The following is a 15,002-nucleotide window of genomic DNA, read 5'->3' on the forward strand; positions in this document are numbered from 1 at the left end:
CGACGTCGCGTCGCGTGGCTCAACTCTCGGCGCTCGAGCCGTCACCGCCAGTGCTGTCGCCGAACTCGTCGGATTCCTCCTCGGCCGACGACTGGACGTCGTCCATGTCGAGGGGTGAACTGACTTCGTCCTCGTTGATCGCTCGGTCGAGCGTCTCCGTGCTCGTCACTGCACCGAGCCCTTTCTCTTCGACCGCGGATTGGATTTCGCCCGCGTCGATGGCCGAGTCGACGTTCCCGTCGTTTGTCGACGACTTCAGGGCTCGGCGAATGATCAGGTAGCCCGCCAGCGCAGCGCCGCCGGAGGCGACGGCACCCGGAATCCCGTAGCGTTTGTAGCCGAACATGACCGCTTTCTTGCCGATCGTGTACGTGCCAATCATGCCCGAGACTTGGGTCGGAACGGGGAAGAGGGCGAGGCTTTCGTACGGAAGCGGGATCGAGCCATGGTGAGCGCAACGACGGCGAACGGCCTTGAGAGGCGATTTCGTCTCGGCTTGTCCCATACCGAGAGCGGCTCGCCGCAGCGGGTCTCAGAACGCTTTTCCCCTCGTTGTGGTAAGATGCGGTATGGTTTCGCTGCAGACGGTCGCCGTCGCCGTCATCGGATTCGCGATCGTCCTCGGCTCCGCCGTCGCCGTCTACCGGGACGCGACCCGCCTCGAGTTCTCGCGGCCGGCGCTGTGGGCGGGGTTCGTGTTCGCTACCTGCGGGACCGGGCTGGTGATGTATCTCGGACCACCGAGCGTTCCGATTCCCGGCCTGCTCGTGATCGTCATCGCGGGTCCGGCGCTGTACCTGTTCGAGCGCGACGACGCGAAACACGGCGACGAACCCGCCGACCCGCGCGTGCTGCCGGACCAGTCGGCCGGCGATTCCTCGAGCGAGCGCCGCGACGACGAGTAGTCGACCGGGTGAAGAGACCGGCGGCGGGCCGGAAACGCGCCGGCCGGTCCACACACCACACGCCTTTTGACCGGGCCGGTCCAACGACGGGCAAATGAGCGATTCCGCAAATCCCGGGGCCGACGGCGCGAGCGCCGACGCGGGCGACGACGCCGAAAGCGACGGCGGCGGGCCGGCACAGGTCTCGAGCCCGGACTACCACAGCGAGAACCACACGGCCGCCCAGACCTGCGGCTGGACGGCAAACGCCATGCGCGGCGAGGGGAAGTGCTACAAGAACATCTTCTACGGCATCGAGTCCCACCGCTGCATCCAGATGACGCCGGTCGTCCGGTGTAACGAGCGCTGTGTCTTCTGCTGGCGCGACCATCAGGGCCACTCCTACGAGATGGACGACGTCCAGTGGGACGATCCCGAAGCGGTGGTCGACGCCTCGATCAAACTACAGAAGAAGCTGCTCTCGGGCTTCGGCGGCAACGAGGAGGTCCCCCGCGAGGTCTTCGAGCAGGCGATGGAGCCCCGCCACGTCGCCATCTCGCTGGACGGCGAGCCGACGCTGTATCCCTATCTGCCCGAACTCATCGAGGCCTTCCACGATCGGGACATTACCACCTTCCTCGTCTCGAACGGCACCCGGCCGGAGATGCTCCGGGACTGTGACCCGACCCAGCTCTACGTCAGCGTCGACGCCCCCGAGCGCCACACCTTCGATCAGGTCGTCGGCGCGATGGAAGACGACGCCTGGGAGAAGCTCCTCGAGACGATGGACGTCCTCGCGGAAAAGGACGAGACCCGAACCGTCCTCCGGACGACGCTCGTCAAAGGCGAGAACATGCGGAATCCCGACTGGTACGCCGGCTTCTACCAGCAGGCCGATCCCGACTACATCGAGCTGAAGGCGTACATGCACGTCGGCCACTCGCAGGGTCGTCTCGACCGCTCGGCGATGCCGGACCACGAGGAAGTCGTCGAGTTCGCCGAGGACGTCGGCGAGTACATGCCCGGGTTCGACGAAGTCATGGGCGTCCCTGCCTCTCGCGTCGCACTCCTCTCGAAGACGAAAGACACGTGGGTCCCGAAACTGCAGAAAGGCAGCGAGTTCTGGGAACGGGACCCCGTCACCGGCGACTAATCGCACGGACCCGGCCGGCACGGCGCGGGACTCCTCGAGTCGACGGGCGATCGACCCCTGGACGGCGAGAACACTTACATGCTGTACCGAAGAACGTCTGCCAGTGACGCTTCGATCGTTCATCGACGACGTCGGTTCGGTTTCCCGGACGATCGCCGTCGTCGGCGACGACGCGACGAGCCCGCTCGAGGAGCTACTCGCCGAGACGTTCGCAAACCAGTCCGTCGCCATCGAATCGAGCGCGGAGCACCCGTTCGATTCCGATATCGATCCGGAGATCGCCGACGCGCTCGAGCGGGACGGCGATACGGCGGTTCTGCTCGAGGAAGGGGCCCCGGTCGCGGCCTCCCCGATGAGCGAACTGTACGATTCCCTTCTCGCGATCAACTCCGATCTGTTCGTCACCGGCGCGCGCGGCGTCGGCGACATCGACCTGCCGGCCGTGCTCGCGGCCCTCGACGAGACGCGGTTGCGGCTCCAGGGGTATCCCCGCTCGCACAAGGAGAAGCTGCTCTTGATCCTCATCTCCCGATATATCGAACAACACGCCTGGGTGGCCGGCAGCGGAACGCTCCGCTCCGGCTTCCAGCAACTCGAGCGCATCGACGACGAAATCGGCACGCGAGACGTCTACGCCGAACTCGCGGCGACCGACGTCGATGTCCACGTCTACGGACTCGAGAGCGACGCGGCGGTGGCGGTCGACCTCGACGTAACGAGACACACCGGAACGGGGGCCGAGTACCGGGACGGCTGGTTCGTCGTCTACGAACCCGACGAGGCCGCGGCGCTCGAGACCGACCGCGCGCCCGACTCCGTCGCGCTGGTCTGTCTCGAGATCGAACCGGGGCTCTGGGACGGCTTCTGGACGTACGATCCCGACCGCGTCGCTGCGATCGGTGCGTACGTCGGACGAGAACTCTAGAACTCGAGTCGCGAACTGCTGACGACGCCTTTGATCGTGACGCGGAGCTTTCTGCTGATGGCTGCCAGCGTGACGCCGTAGATCGCCGCGCCCAGTGCGACGACCGCGAGGAGCTGGTACCAGTGATCGACGGGGGCGGCGTGCTCGACGGGGACGATCACGGCGAACATCACCAGCCCGGCCGCGACTTGTTCCCCGAGCGTCCGCGGGAACAGGACGACCGACGAGAGCTCGCGTTTGATAACGATCGCGGAGAGGGCGTAGCGCAGCGTTTCCGCGACGGCCGTCGCGACGACGACGCCGATCGCACCGTAGGCGAGTGTCAGTGCGACGCCGAGGACGACGTTGAGCGTGAGCGTCACGGCCGAGATTCGGGTGTTGATGTCCGGGCGATCGATCCCGTAGAGCACGCTCGTGAGGACGCCGGCTTGGGTCTTCGCGACCTGATAGACCGCGAGCCCGACGAGCAGCGCCGCGGCCGCGGCGTACTCGTCCCCGAACAGCGTCACGACGAGCAGTTCCGGCATCGCGACGGCACCGAAGAACATCGGAATAGCGATGATGCTCGTAAACGAGAGGGTGTTCGAGATGTCGGTCCCGAGCGATTCGCCCTCGCTGTGGCGGTGGCTCACCCGGGCCATCAGCCCGCTCGAGGCGGCCATCGTCACGAACGTCGCGGGCACCGTGAGCTTGAGCGCGACCTCGTAGTGGCCGGCGGCCGCGGGTGCGAGCAGATAGCCGAGCAGGATGATATCGAACCGATCGTAGGCCTGTCCGAGAAACGAGTTCGGAATGCTGTACTTGGCGTACGACCAGAGGTTCGCGACGGTCTCCCGGGTCGGCGCGACCGGTCGCGTCCGGACGAAATACCAGAGGACCGGGACCGTCAGGAACGTCGCGACGGCGAGTCCGTAGGCCATGCCCGCAGCGCCGAACCCGACCAGAATCAGGCCCAACTGGAGCGGGAAGGTGAGCAGCGACCGGAGCGTATCGGTCCACATCGAGGCTCCGACACGGCCGCGCGCTTGGACGATCAGGTCCAGCGGCTCGAAGAGCGTGACCGCGAACAGCAAGAGGACGAACAGGATCGGTGCCTCGGGGAGCCCCGTATAGGAGACGAGCCAACTCGAGATGACGGCGGCGACTGCAACGGCCAGCGCCATCCAGACGAGCGTGAACAGCCCCTGACTGCCGATCAGCTCCCCCGAGGGAGCGTCGGCCTCCGAATACCGCTTTTTCACCGCCGTTCCCCACCCGTTGACCGCCCGGTCGGCGATCTTCACCAGCGAAAAGAGGAGGTAGTAGCCGCCGAACCCGGTCGGCCCGAGCACCCGCGCGAAGACGATCGTGCCGAGGAAGCCGATCGCGGCCATCGTGAACTTCGCGGCCGTCGCCTTGACCGTCTCGCCGCCGAGGCTGACGGACGTTGCGTCACTCATGCGTTCGTCTCGAGATCTCCGTCACAGATACCCCAGCTCCTCGAGCTGGGATTCCAGCCCGTCCATGTCCGCCTCGGAGAGCCCGTCGCGGCGCTCGAGGTCGTCGACCAGTCGATCGAGTTCCGACTCGAGGGCGGCCGGGTCGCAGTCGCCGATCAGCTCGGTCCCGGACAGCCCCTCGAAGTAGTAACAGTCGCCCGTCGCGACGCCGTGGCGTTCGCGGTCGACGGGGCCGATATCGTAGCCGTCCTCCTCGAGTGCGAGCGCGCGCCGCTTCGAGATCCCGTGGAACTCGAGCAGCGCGCTCGAGCGCGGCTCGGCGTCAGTGGGCTCGCTCGAGCACAGCGGGCGGACCGACTCGCCGCGGCGGTGGCCCGACTCGATGCCCGCGAGGTCGAGCACCGTCGCGTAGACGTCCAGCAGGTTCACGAGGGCGTCCCGCGTCGGGCGCTCCGCGCCGTCCGCGTTGGGGGTTTGGTCGTCGGCGTTCGATCCGGGCGCGGAGACGACGAGCGGAACCTTCGTCACCGGCGGGTGGAGGCCGCCGCCGTGTTGCCACGCGCCGTACTCGCCGAGCGCCTCGCCGTGGTCGGCGAGGGTTACGACGTAGTCGAACGAGGCGGCGAGTTCCTCGTAGATGTCGCGGTAGATGTCCGACAGGTACCGCACGGCGTCGTCGTAGGCGGTCCTGATGCGCTCCGGATCGGCCGAGGGCTCTCCGAGCGTGGCTTTCACGCTGTCGAAGTGCGGCGAGTCCTCGTCCGGATGGGTTCGATACTCGTCGGGCGGGTCGTACGGCAGGTGTGCCTCCATCAGGTTCGCGAAGAGAAACTCGCTGTTGTCGGTCCACGACTGGTCTCGAACGTACTCGAGAAACTCCGCCGCGCCGTCGTCGGGGTGGCGTCTCTCAACACCCATGTCCCGGAGCTTCATCAGGGCCCCCTGCTTTAGCGACTGTGTCGTATCGCAGTCGTCGTCGATACACTGCCAGAGCGCCCGGAGGTACCGTTCGGGACCGTCGGCTCGGTGTTCGGCGATGAACTCGTCCCAGTCGAAGACGTCCTCGCCGAGACCGCTGAGTCGCCAGCCGCCGTCGAAGTCGTCGAACCCGTGATGCCAGCCCAACTGCTCCGAGATGTTGACGTTACAGCTGAACGCCCGCGTCCGGTAGCCGCGGTCCTGAAGGCGCTCGGGAAGGCGGGTCGTCTCCCGGTCGAAATCCTGGGACTTGATCGTCACGCCGGCTTCACTCGCGTACCGGCCGGTGAACAGCGAGGCGTGGGCCGGGGCCGTCCAGTGGCTCGTGCTCCACGCGTTCGCGAACTGCACGCCCGGCAGCCAGTCGAAGTGCTCGTCGAAGGAATCCGCCCGCAGGGTATCGAGCACCACGAGGGCGATAGATGGCTCGTCTCCCATGGTCGCGGTTCCGCTCACCCTACCACCCCGCTGATAAAGAAGCTGCCCCCGGCAGTAGAAGCAAACATGGTCACGGTCACGCTCACAGGACCGTCGTGACCCCTTCCTCGAGGGCCTCGACCTGCGCGTCTTTCTCGCGCTCGAGTTCGTCCATATCGAACCGGACTGGTTCGCTCGTGACGTCGCCGTCGATCGGGACCCGATCGAAGAGGTTCGCCCGCGGCGTGTCGAAGGAGAACTGCGCCCGATTGCCGTAGGTCAGGGCGGGCAGACAGGCGTGGATCCGGTCCGAACGCACCACGTCCGCGTTGGCGTAGAGGAAGAGGTAGTCGGTCACGAGATCGGAGACAAAGACGTTCTCGTCCTCGAACAGCGGCCGCTCGAGGCCGAGCAGTTCCCGCGCTCGCTCGCCGACCGGGAAGTGGTACGGTTCGTCGAAGGGCGCGTGATCGGGTCGAATGATCGTCGACGCCGACGCGCCGTCGATGTCGGGCTCTTCCCCCTTGTCGAACGTGTGGACATCGAACTCCCGGTTCGCCTCGGGTGGCTGGTGAGCGTCGCCCAGGAACAGCGAACAGTCGATGCCGTCGTACAGGTACTCGACGAGGTCGCCGTACTCCTCGTAGGCGGTCCGGTCCCGCGTGAGTAGGACCTCGATATCGAGCGCGTCGAAGACGGCCTCGACGTATTTCCGCTCGTCCGCGTCGTACGTTTCACCGCCGCCGCCGACGACGACGATCGGCGTCCCGCGCTCCCTGAGCTGCCGGAGCGTATCGTAGTACTTCCGGAACGTCGGCCGGGAGAGCACACAGCCCGGGAGAACGGCCAGATCGGCGTCGATCAGCTCGCTGACGTTCACCGTGTTCCGCCGAATCGAATGGGTCGGCGACTCGTAGTCCGCCCCGCGGCCCGCCATCCGTTCGAACTTGCGGGTGCCTCGCCACAGCGCCGCGGTATCCGACGCGTGGTTCGGATAGCCACCCGTCTCGACGATCTCCGCGTCGGGAAACGCCCGCTCGAGCATCGCCTTTGCCCCGTAGTCGATGAAGCCGTTCCCGATGTTCGTCGTCCACGTCCGCAAAAGCAGGATTCGCATTGCGCTCGTCTCCACCGGAACGGGCCATAATTATGCGGGGGCTACAGGCCGACAACGCCCTGCTTCGGTGCTGGAACGGCGTGTCGTGGCTGGCTCTCTCGAGCCGAACTGCCTCGAGCGGGCCATTGAACGGACCAACTCGTGGGTAATCTTCACACAATAATCCATTGCTGACAATTCTGTCCCGGCCCACACGACAGCGAATCCCGGTCTTTCTGTGACGGAACTAAATACCAACCCTTAATCACGGCCAGCAGAAAGAGACAGACAGCGGGATGGGATAGCCAGGAGATTCCGGCGGGCTCATAACCCGCAGACCGGTAGTTCAAATCTACCTCCCGCTATACTTCTGCCGCGAGCAAATTCGCGAGCGGCAAATATAGCACGGTGGTCGTTTGAACCAGACGGCACCCGAACGGAGTGAGGGTGACGGCGTGGTTCAAATCGTCAAATTGCGTCTACTTTCTTCTCAGGGCAGCCACGGACTCCCGTGCCTGGTCGGAAATTCCGGACTCGAGGCAGTAACTGTCTGAAATCGGATAGCGAAGATCTGGATGTGATTATCCTGTCCGCAAACGGGCGGCAGTTACGACACAGACACGGACCTGAAACGGTGAAGCGGTACCGTAGAAAGGGCGACGAGGAGCAGCCTGCTATCGTGGCTGCAGGCAATCGCCACACCCTCCCCAACCGATTCGCTCGCTCCCGGGAGTCGCTCACTCATCCCTCGCGCAGTGGTGTCGACCGCCCTCGATAGCACTCGGTCGGTCGACAGCGCGCGCCGCCGCGTATCGGTCGGTCAGTCGGAGCGACACGTCGACTACTGATACGAAACATGTAGTTCGAAGAGAATGATCCGGAGGATCCACGATACGAACTGGCTGCCGGTGTCGACGGTTTAGTGTCGCGGTCAGTCGAGATAGCCGAGTTCGCGCAGGCGCTCGGTCGGCATGTCGATGCCCTCGTCGCTGCCAGATCCGGTGCCGGACTCCGCCGCGCGTTCTTCGACCCATCGGCGCACGTCGAAGACCGATTTCGGGTAGGTATCCGCCGTGGAACTCGCGTACGCGCGCCAGGAGTGACTCGCCGGTTTCTCGCCGGCGTCGGGCGGGTAGAACTCGGTGCGCATCCCGTGGTCGCTGACGACGAGGAGGTCGTCGTCTTCGCCGAGGGCGGCGACGATTTCTTGGACGAACTCGCCGACGCGCTCGTAGGCGCGGCCCAGTGCGGCCTCGTCGTCGGCGTAGGCGTGGCCCGCCGCGTCCAGCGTGTGGACGTGGACGCCGGCGATCGAGACCGGGTGGGCGAGCATCTCACGGGCCCAGCTGAACTGCTGGGCGCAGAGCCCGAAGAGTTCGCGCTCGAACTCGCTGCGGGGCATCCCCTCGGCGACGGCGTTCATCAGATCCCACGCCCGCTGGAGGGGCTGCCCGTCGTGGACGCCCGGCCAGTTGTGGACGACCGCGTCGTCGGCGTCGAACATCGACTCGCGGTCCGTCTCGCCGATGCGCTCGCGCTCGCCGGTCCGAGAGCGAACCAGTTTGCCGAGCGTCCCCCGCGTCGACTCGTCGAGGTGGCCGGTGACCGTCGAGGCGAGGTCAAGCGCGGGATTTTGCCACTCGCTCGTGCCGCCGCCGGTGATCCCGTGTTCGGCGGGCTCGAGCCCGGTCGCGACGGTCGCCCAGACCTCCGGCGTGTACGGAACCGCCTGCGTGTTCGCGAACGTCTCGATCTCGCCGCCCGACTCGAGGCGGAACGAGTCGAGGTCGAAGTGATCGATCAGTCCGGCGTCGAGCGCGTCGAGGGCGAGTACGACGACGGTCATGCGTATCCCAAGTCCTCCAGGTCTTCCTGCAGCGCCGCTTCCTTGACGACGTAGGCGGGATCGAATCGGTCGCGTTCTCGCTCGAGAGCAGGGTCGTCGACCGGTTCGCCGTCGTCGAGTCGATACGTGCCGTCGCCGGTCGCGATGTGGGCGGCCGTCATGGCGGCTTTCTGGTCCCCGTAGGCGGCGAAGGCGGTTTCGCGCTCGAGCGTGCCGACGCCGTGTTCGGTCCCCGTCAGGATCGTCGGAACGTCGACCAGCGAGACGACCTCGCCGAGGTCGGAGCCGTTCCGCGTGCCGAACGGGACGTTCAGGAGTTCCGGGCGCATCTCGCCGGGATGGCCCCATAAGCCGTCCTCGCCGAGCAGTTCGCCGTGGTCGCCACAGAAGACGACGCGCGTCTCGTCCGGGATCGCGTTCCAGAGAGTCTCGAGGGCCGCGTCGAGTTCGCTCACTTCCTGCCGGTAGAGGTCCCGAACGAGGGCCTCGTCTTCCTCGGAGCCGCGGTCCGAGAGGACGCGGCGGGTGACCCGCTGGGCCGTCGCTCGATCGATGGGCGCACCGTCGGGGTCGTAGGGATGGTGGGGTTCCATGAAGTGTAGCCAGCCGAACCACTCCTCGCGGTCGCCGGTCTCAGTCAGGAACTGGTCGATGACGTCGCCCGCGGGGCGGAACGACTTCTCGGTCTCCTCGACGTAGCTCCGGAGCTGTTGGTAGCGGTTGTAGCCCCAGCTGGCGATCTTGTAGGGAAGCGAGCCCCGCTCGAGCAGGATCGCGCCCTTGTCTTTCAGCGACTCGCCGCCGCCCTTCGGTGACGTGAACGAGTCGAAGCCGGCCGCGTAGCCGTATTCCACAGACAGCAGGTGGTTCGTCGTGATCCCGACGCAGTGGGACTCGAACTTGTGGGCGACGCTGGCCTCGGACTCGAGGCCGTTGCCGGCCGGATACTCCCCGCCGATAATCGCCGGGAAGCTGCCGGGCGTCGCGGTGCTCGTGGCGAAGGCAGCGTCGTGGGTCTCCTCCAGGAATTCCAAGGTTCGAGGCATGTACTGGACGTGGTCGGTTCTGAGCGAGTCGACCGTGACTAACAGGGTCGTCTCCGTCGTGTGGTCTGTCATAGGTATCCCAGGTCCTCCAGTCGCGCGCGGCTCGCCGCGTCTACTTCCTCGCCGAACGCCCGCTCGTCGTGGTCGTCGTCAGTGACCCAGTCGCCGAAGGCGGACTCGAAGAGACCGTTCGGGACCGTCTCGTCCGGGCGTTCGACCTGCTTTGACGGCGGGCCGGACACGTCGTACACCGCCTCGGTGCCGAGCTGGTCGCGGTAGTATTTCCGATCGTCTTCGTAGACGACTCGCTGTCCCCGGTCCCAGTAGGATTCGTCGCCGCCCTCGGGGATCCCGGAGCCGGAGCCGACGATCTCGGCGCGAGCGCGCTCGCGCTCGAAGGCGAACGGATCGAAGGGATCCTCGCCCGCGAGGGATCGAATCACGTCGACGAGATCGGTGTGAGAACTGAGCCCGTCGACGGCGACCGGACTGGAAGTGTCGCCAGGGACCGCGCCCTGTTCGTCGGCTCGAGTCTCGTCGACCGCGAGATCGAGGTCCCCATCGCCGGTCGTAATGATGTCGAATGGGACGTGCAACAGCGCCTCCGAGAGGCTGCTCATGTGATTCATGAGGTGGCCGTCCGACTCGTAGCCGAGGTTCTCGCCGTGGTCCGCCGTCACGATCACGACGGTGTCGCGGTCGTCACCGGCCGCCAGTTCGGTCACGAGGTCGGCGACAATCCGGTCGAGATAGTCGACCGTCGCCGCGTACAGCCGGCGGACGCGCTCGATATCCGCGCCGAACTCGCCGAGGCCGTCCGCGGCGTTTACGTCCGAATCGCGGAACCGACTCGAGTGGAAGTCGGCGGAGACGCCGTGGATCGAGTCGTCTAACCCGCGAAACGGCGTGTGCGGGCCGTGGGCGTCCATGAGGTTGGCGAAGGCGAGCACCGGGCCGTCGGGCTCGGTGACCTCCCGCTCGAGGGTCCGCGCGATCGCGCGGCCGCCGAAGTCGGTCGGTTTCTCGACCGGCAGCTTCCGACTCACGTCGTCCAGTTTGAGGAGGACGCCGTTGGCCAGCGACCGCAGCGGATGGTCGTGTGCGAGCGCTTGCCGGACGAAATCGGCGTAGGCTTCCACGCCGTCGGTCGAGCGATCGGAGATGTGGCGCTGGACATCCATGCCCGCGGGCAGCCTGCGGCTCGGCGAGATGGGGACCGTGCGATCGAAAAAGCGATCGAACCCGAAGACGGGGCTGGCGTAGATGTTCGACGAGACGCAGACGGACTCGTAGCCCGACCGCGAGAGGGGCGCGATCCAGGTGTCCGCGACGTCGATCGGGTCGAACCGGCGCTGGTGGGTGTGGACGCCCGTTTCCGACGGAACGGCTCCCGTCAGCATCCCGGCGTGGCTCGGGACGCTCCAGCCGCCGAGCGCCCGCATTCCCTCGAAGCGGACGGTCGCCATCTCTCGGAGGCGAGTGGCGTACTGGTCGTAGATGTCTTTCCTGACGGTATCTAGACAGAGGACGACGACGTTCGGGCGGGCGTCTCCGGTCATGTGAATCGCTCGAGTGCGGCGCTGAAGCGGTCTCGTTGGTTCGATTCGGTCAGGTTGGTGACGAGGTCCCGCTGGTCGCTCGCGACGGACCGCCGCTCCGCGGGCGACAGGTCGGCGAACGTCGCCAGTCCGTCGAACAGGCCCGCCTCGGTCGGCGGAACGACCTGTCGGGCGGGCAGTAGCCCCCGGACGCCGGTCGCCGCGGTGACGATCGTCGGCGTTCCCGAGAGGATCCCCTCGAGCGCGGCGACGGGAAACGCGTCGCCCCGCGAGGACTGGACGTAGACGCTCGCGCGGCCGAACCAGTCGGCGAAGGTATCGAGGTCGACGAAGCCGGGCGTGACGACGCGGGATTCCTCCGCGTACGCTTCGGCCTCGTGGCCTTCCCCGAGGATGACCAATCGAACGTCGGCGTCGACGGTCCCGGCGAACCGGTCGACGGCTCGAGCCAGTCGATCGTAGCCGTTCGCGGGTTTGGCCTCGCCCGCCGTGAGGATCGTGAACGGATCAGCGGGCGAGTTCGGGGAGAGCGCGGCGAGGCGCTCGTACTTCTCGTCGCCGATCGGCGGCCGGACGTACGCGACCGGAACGTCGCCGAGGTACGGCCGCCCCCAGCGGTAGGCGTCCCTGCCGACCGCGATCACGCCGTCGAGCAGCCGGCTCGAGAGCGGCTTCAGTCCGCGCCAGAAGAATCGCGTCGGGCGCTCGGACAGGGTGTAGAAGGTCTCGTCGGCGGCGAGGTAGACGAGGGTCGTTCCCGGATGGCGAAGCTTGTAGGCGAGACCGGTCTGGAGCGGCGCGCTTCCCTCCGCGATGACGGTATCGTACGCGGGCAGCGTCCCGGCGGTCCGGAGCCGATCGACGGTCCGCTCGGTGTTGCCGTCCGGTTCGGGCGGCCGACTACCGGTTTCGAAGTGACGGCGGTCGGCGCTCACGGCGTCGGCGAAGACCCGGTGAGCGGGGTGTGCGTCGCTGTTCTGATAGAGCAGACACCGATCGCTCGTCGCCGCCCGCCGCGTTCGCGAGATCTCGGTCGCTGTCGGCGTCCTCGAGTCGCCGTCTCGATCGCGTTGAGTCGTCCTCGCCGTCACTGATCGAGCACCCCCTCGGCGCGCCGTCGTCCGGGTTCCCGATCGTCGTTCGTTCCGTGGCTCGGACGCTCTCCCCGTCGCGGACCCACGTCGGCGGCCGCCGTCTGCTCGACGACCTCGCGCAGGCCCGCGGCGAAGCGATCGTACTCGTAGCGCCGGGCCTCCTCGCGGATCTCGGCGGCGTCGAAGTCGTCGGGATCGAACCGGCGGACCGTCTCCCGGATCGAGGCAACGGTGGGCTCGAAGCACAGGCCCGTCCGCCCGCCCTGCACCTGATACCGCGTGAATCCCTCGTTCACCCCGAGCAGGGGTTTGCCGGCCATCATGGCCTCGGCCCCGACGAGGCCGAAGTCCTCCTGTTTCGGCGCGTAGACGACCGCGGTGGACCGTGCGACCAGCGATTCGATGTCCTCGACGTAACCTCGGACCTCGATGTTGTCGTAGTTCGCGGCGAATTCCTCGAGTCGCTCGCGCTGCTGGCCGTCGCCCGCGATGACGAGGCGCTCGTCGAGCCCCGCGAAGGCCTTCGCGATCAGGTCGATCCGCTTTTCGGGGGCCAGCCGGGACCACGTCACGAAGTAGCCGTCGTCGCCCTCGGTGCGCCAGTCGCCGGTCACCGGCGGATAGACGACCGTGGCGTCGCGGTCGTAGAACCGCCGAATGCGATCGCGCACTAACTCGCTGTTCGCGACGAACCGATCGACGTAGTCGTTGGCCTCCTTGTCCAGCGCCCGCCATCCCTTCGCGTAGGCCTTGAGCCCGGTCTCGACGAGCGGTAGGTCGAACGACGAGAGCCGATCGCGGTAGAGGTCGTACAGCCACCGCGGCGGGCTGTGGGGGTAGTGGACGATCCGCTGATCGACCGCGGGCACGTAGTACTTCGACAGCGGCGCGCTCTCGAGGACAACGTCGTAGTCGACGAGGTCGGGGTGGGCGTCGGTCATATCGAGCGCCACGTTCAGCGTCTCGAGCGGGTTCATCCCCTCGTTTTTCCACTCGAGGAACGGCCGCCACGGCAGCGAGGTGTACTTCGCCTGCCGGAACGGAATCACCTCGACGTCGTCGGGGAGTTCGGTCCCGTCGGCGACGTAGGCGGTGTAGATCGGTGCGTCGAGCACCCGCGCGGCCTCGAGCGCGAACTCCTCGCCGCCGCCGATGCCGGGAAAGCGGTCGTGGAGGACGGCGACGTTCGCGTCGGTATCGGCGTCGGTCACTGTAACACCTCCCGGAGTTCGTCGTCGGTCGACCACGTGCCGTCGTGGGTCTCGTCGTCCCCGTCGGCTCGAGCCCGGAGCAGCGAGACGCTCGCGCGGAGCAGCGAGATCTGGGTATCGAACAGCGAGTAGAACGGCTGGAGCGGGCCGAGCGCGTCGCGGGAGCCAAGCGCCGTGAACGCGAAGACGCCGGCCGGCGTGAGCAGTCCCGCGGGGCCGAGCGCGGCCAGTGAACCGACCGTGGCCACCGCAATTCCCGCCCCAACGAGCCACGGTGAGACCACCATGAACCACCAGTTGAAGGGGAGGACGACGCGGCCGTAGGCCCCGTGGCTGCCGAGCGCGTCGCGCTGTCGCCAGAGGAGTCGGAGCAGCCCCATCGCGCGCCGGTCTTTCTGCTCGCGGCGCTTGCCGAAGGCCGAGTGGGCGGCCTCCTTGTAGTGGATGTCGGGATCGAAGACGACGCGATCCCCGTTGCGCCGGATCTTCAGCGCGAGTTCGGTGTCGTCGGCGATCGAGTCCTCGTCGATCGGGACGATCGCGTCGCGTTCGAACGCCGAGAACGGCCCGTGGAAGATCAGCGTCGAGTCGATGTGGGACTCGAGGATCTGGATCATCGTCTGGATGTCCCGGTAGCCCCGCTCGACGCCGCTGTCACCGAGGACGTCCGCGTTACGGCCGGTCACCGCCGCGACGGCGGGATCGGCGAGGTTCGCGGCCGCCTTCCGGACCGCGTCGGGCGCGAGCCGCGAGTCGCAGTCGGTCTTGACGACGACCTCGTTCGTCGCGGCGGCGTAGGCCTCGTTCAGCGCGACCGCGAGCCCCTGGCGCTCGTCCTCACGGATGAGCGTCAGGTCCGGTGCCGATCGTCCGGCGAAGAACGTCTCGACCAACTCCGCCGTCCCGTCGTCGCTCGAGTCGACGACGACGATCTCGACCTTCTCCGTCGGGTAGTCGAGTTCGACGAGTTCCTCGAGTTTCGATTCGACGATCGCCGCCTCGTTGTACGTGGGTAAGACGATACTCACCGACGGCTCTCGGGGCCACGTGTCGGCGGGCGTCCCCGACGGCCGTCGGAGGTAGTACACGCCGAGGTAGATCAGATAGGGGAGGCCGGTCAGTGCGACTAACCCGAACAGGGCCTCGAGGAAGCGCTTCATGCAGGTACGGCTAAACGCTCAACGGACCGGCTGAAAGCCGGTCTCCTTGCATTGTGCAAGGGGCGACGGCCGTTACTGTCGTCGAGCTTGAGAGGTCCGTGATCGCCTCGCGGATCGATTCGGCCGGACTGCTGTCGATCGACGGCGGGGAGAACGCGGCATCCGCCTGGACCGGTGGCTTTTTCCACCCGCTC

At 66.8% G+C, this 15,002-nt stretch carries 13 protein-coding genes and 1 tRNA gene; 4 read left to right on the top strand and 10 right to left on the bottom strand.

The annotated features are described in order from the left end of the window. Positions 1-19 precede the first annotated feature (19 nt). Entirely contained in the window at positions 20-382 is a 363-nt protein-coding gene (locus C489_RS10005) for a hypothetical protein (protein ID WP_006431126.1), read from the bottom strand. A 187-nt stretch (positions 383-569) separates the two neighbouring features. On the opposite strand from C489_RS10005, the gene C489_RS10010 reads away from it, so the two are divergent. From C489_RS10010 to C489_RS10020, 3 genes are all read left to right on the top strand, one after another. Next, a complete protein-coding gene (locus C489_RS10010; protein ID WP_006431127.1) occupies positions 570-905 on the top strand; it encodes a hypothetical protein in 336 nt (111 codons plus the stop codon). Positions 906-999: 94 nt separating this feature from the next. Next, positions 1,000-2,037: a 4-demethylwyosine synthase TYW1 gene (twy1, locus tag C489_RS10015; protein WP_006431128.1), complete on the top strand. Its 1,038-nt coding sequence runs from the start codon at positions 1,000-1,002 to the stop codon at positions 2,035-2,037. 103 nt (positions 2,038-2,140) lie between these two features. Further along, positions 2,141-2,962, top strand: a complete 822-nt coding sequence (locus C489_RS10020) for a hypothetical protein (RefSeq protein WP_006431129.1) — start codon at positions 2,141-2,143, stop codon at positions 2,960-2,962. Here C489_RS10020 and C489_RS10025 read toward each other — a convergent pair. The 3 genes from C489_RS10025 to C489_RS10035 all read right to left on the bottom strand — a co-directional run bounded on the left by C489_RS10025 (position 2,959) and on the right by C489_RS10035 (position 6,913). After that, entirely contained in the window at positions 2,959-4,401 is a 1,443-nt protein-coding gene (locus C489_RS10025) for an oligosaccharide flippase family protein (protein WP_006431130.1), read from the bottom strand. The two genes, C489_RS10020 and C489_RS10025, sit on opposite strands and share 4 nt — an antisense overlap. 21 nt (positions 4,402-4,422) lie before the next feature. Beyond that, complete coding sequence (locus C489_RS10030) at positions 4,423-5,817, bottom strand: sulfatase-like hydrolase/transferase (RefSeq protein WP_006431131.1); 1,395 nt, start codon at positions 5,815-5,817, stop codon at positions 4,423-4,425. Between the two features lie 82 nt (positions 5,818-5,899). Further along, complete coding sequence (locus tag C489_RS10035) at positions 5,900-6,913, bottom strand: polysaccharide pyruvyl transferase family protein (RefSeq protein WP_006431132.1); 1,014 nt, start codon at positions 6,911-6,913, stop codon at positions 5,900-5,902. Between the two features lie 269 nt (positions 6,914-7,182). On the opposite strand from C489_RS10035, the gene C489_RS10040 reads away from it, so the two are divergent. After that, a tRNA-Met gene (locus C489_RS10040) sits at positions 7,183-7,257 on the top strand. Between the two features lie 566 nt (positions 7,258-7,823). Here the strand turns inward: C489_RS10040 and C489_RS10045 are convergent. The 6 genes from C489_RS10045 to C489_RS10070 are packed head-to-tail and all read right to left on the bottom strand — an operon-like array spanning position 7,824 to position 14,808. Further along, positions 7,824-8,738, bottom strand: coding sequence for an alkaline phosphatase family protein (locus C489_RS10045; RefSeq protein ID WP_006431133.1), 915 nt, complete (start codon positions 8,736-8,738; stop codon positions 7,824-7,826). Further along, on the bottom strand, positions 8,735-9,856 hold the full coding sequence (locus tag C489_RS10050; protein WP_006431134.1) for a sulfatase-like hydrolase/transferase: 1,122 nt from the start codon (positions 9,854-9,856) through the stop codon (positions 8,735-8,737). Before C489_RS10050 ends, C489_RS10045 begins: the two co-directional genes overlap by 4 nt. Further along, positions 9,853-11,343: a sulfatase-like hydrolase/transferase gene (locus tag C489_RS10055; RefSeq protein WP_006431135.1), complete on the bottom strand. Its 1,491-nt coding sequence runs from the start codon at positions 11,341-11,343 to the stop codon at positions 9,853-9,855. Before C489_RS10055 ends, C489_RS10050 begins: the two co-directional genes overlap by 4 nt. Next, entirely contained in the window at positions 11,340-12,434 is a 1,095-nt protein-coding gene (locus C489_RS10060) for a glycosyltransferase (RefSeq protein WP_006431136.1), read from the bottom strand. The genes C489_RS10055 and C489_RS10060 overlap by 4 nt, the downstream gene beginning before the upstream one ends. Beyond that, complete coding sequence (locus C489_RS10065; RefSeq protein ID WP_006431137.1) at positions 12,431-13,648, bottom strand: glycosyltransferase; 1,218 nt, start codon at positions 13,646-13,648, stop codon at positions 12,431-12,433. Before C489_RS10065 ends, C489_RS10060 begins: the two co-directional genes overlap by 4 nt. Then, a complete protein-coding gene (locus C489_RS10070; RefSeq protein WP_006431138.1) occupies positions 13,645-14,808 on the bottom strand; it encodes a glycosyltransferase in 1,164 nt (387 codons plus the stop codon). The genes C489_RS10065 and C489_RS10070 overlap by 4 nt, the downstream gene beginning before the upstream one ends. Positions 14,809-15,002 lie beyond the last annotated feature (194 nt).

This window comes from Natrinema versiforme JCM 10478 (assembly GCF_000337195.1).
GTDB classification, from domain to species: domain Archaea; phylum Halobacteriota; class Halobacteria; order Halobacteriales; family Natrialbaceae; genus Natrinema; species Natrinema versiforme.

Bases quoted from the DNA above. Each gene is read 5' to 3' on its own strand.
- C489_RS10035 (WP_006431132.1), bottom strand. From the start codon at position 6,913: ATGCGAATCCTGCTTTTGCGGACGTGGACGACGAACATCGGGAACGGC.
- C489_RS10005 (WP_006431126.1), bottom strand. From the start codon at position 382: ATGATTGGCACGTACACGATCGGCAAGAAAGCGGTCATGTTCGGCTAC.
- C489_RS10070 (WP_006431138.1), bottom strand. From the start codon at position 14,808: ATGAAGCGCTTCCTCGAGGCCCTGTTCGGGTTAGTCGCACTGACCGGC.
- twy1 (WP_006431128.1), top strand. From the start codon at position 1,000: ATGAGCGATTCCGCAAATCCCGGGGCCGACGGCGCGAGCGCCGACGCG.
- C489_RS10010 (WP_006431127.1), top strand. From the start codon at position 570: ATGGTTTCGCTGCAGACGGTCGCCGTCGCCGTCATCGGATTCGCGATC.
- C489_RS10050 (WP_006431134.1), bottom strand. From the start codon at position 9,856: ATGACAGACCACACGACGGAGACGACCCTGTTAGTCACGGTCGACTCG.
- C489_RS10025 (WP_006431130.1), bottom strand. From the start codon at position 4,401: ATGAGTGACGCAACGTCCGTCAGCCTCGGCGGCGAGACGGTCAAGGCG.
- C489_RS10030 (WP_006431131.1), bottom strand. From the start codon at position 5,817: ATGGGAGACGAGCCATCTATCGCCCTCGTGGTGCTCGATACCCTGCGG.
- C489_RS10055 (WP_006431135.1), bottom strand. From the start codon at position 11,343: ATGACCGGAGACGCCCGCCCGAACGTCGTCGTCCTCTGTCTAGATACC.
- C489_RS10045 (WP_006431133.1), bottom strand. From the start codon at position 8,738: ATGACCGTCGTCGTACTCGCCCTCGACGCGCTCGACGCCGGACTGATC.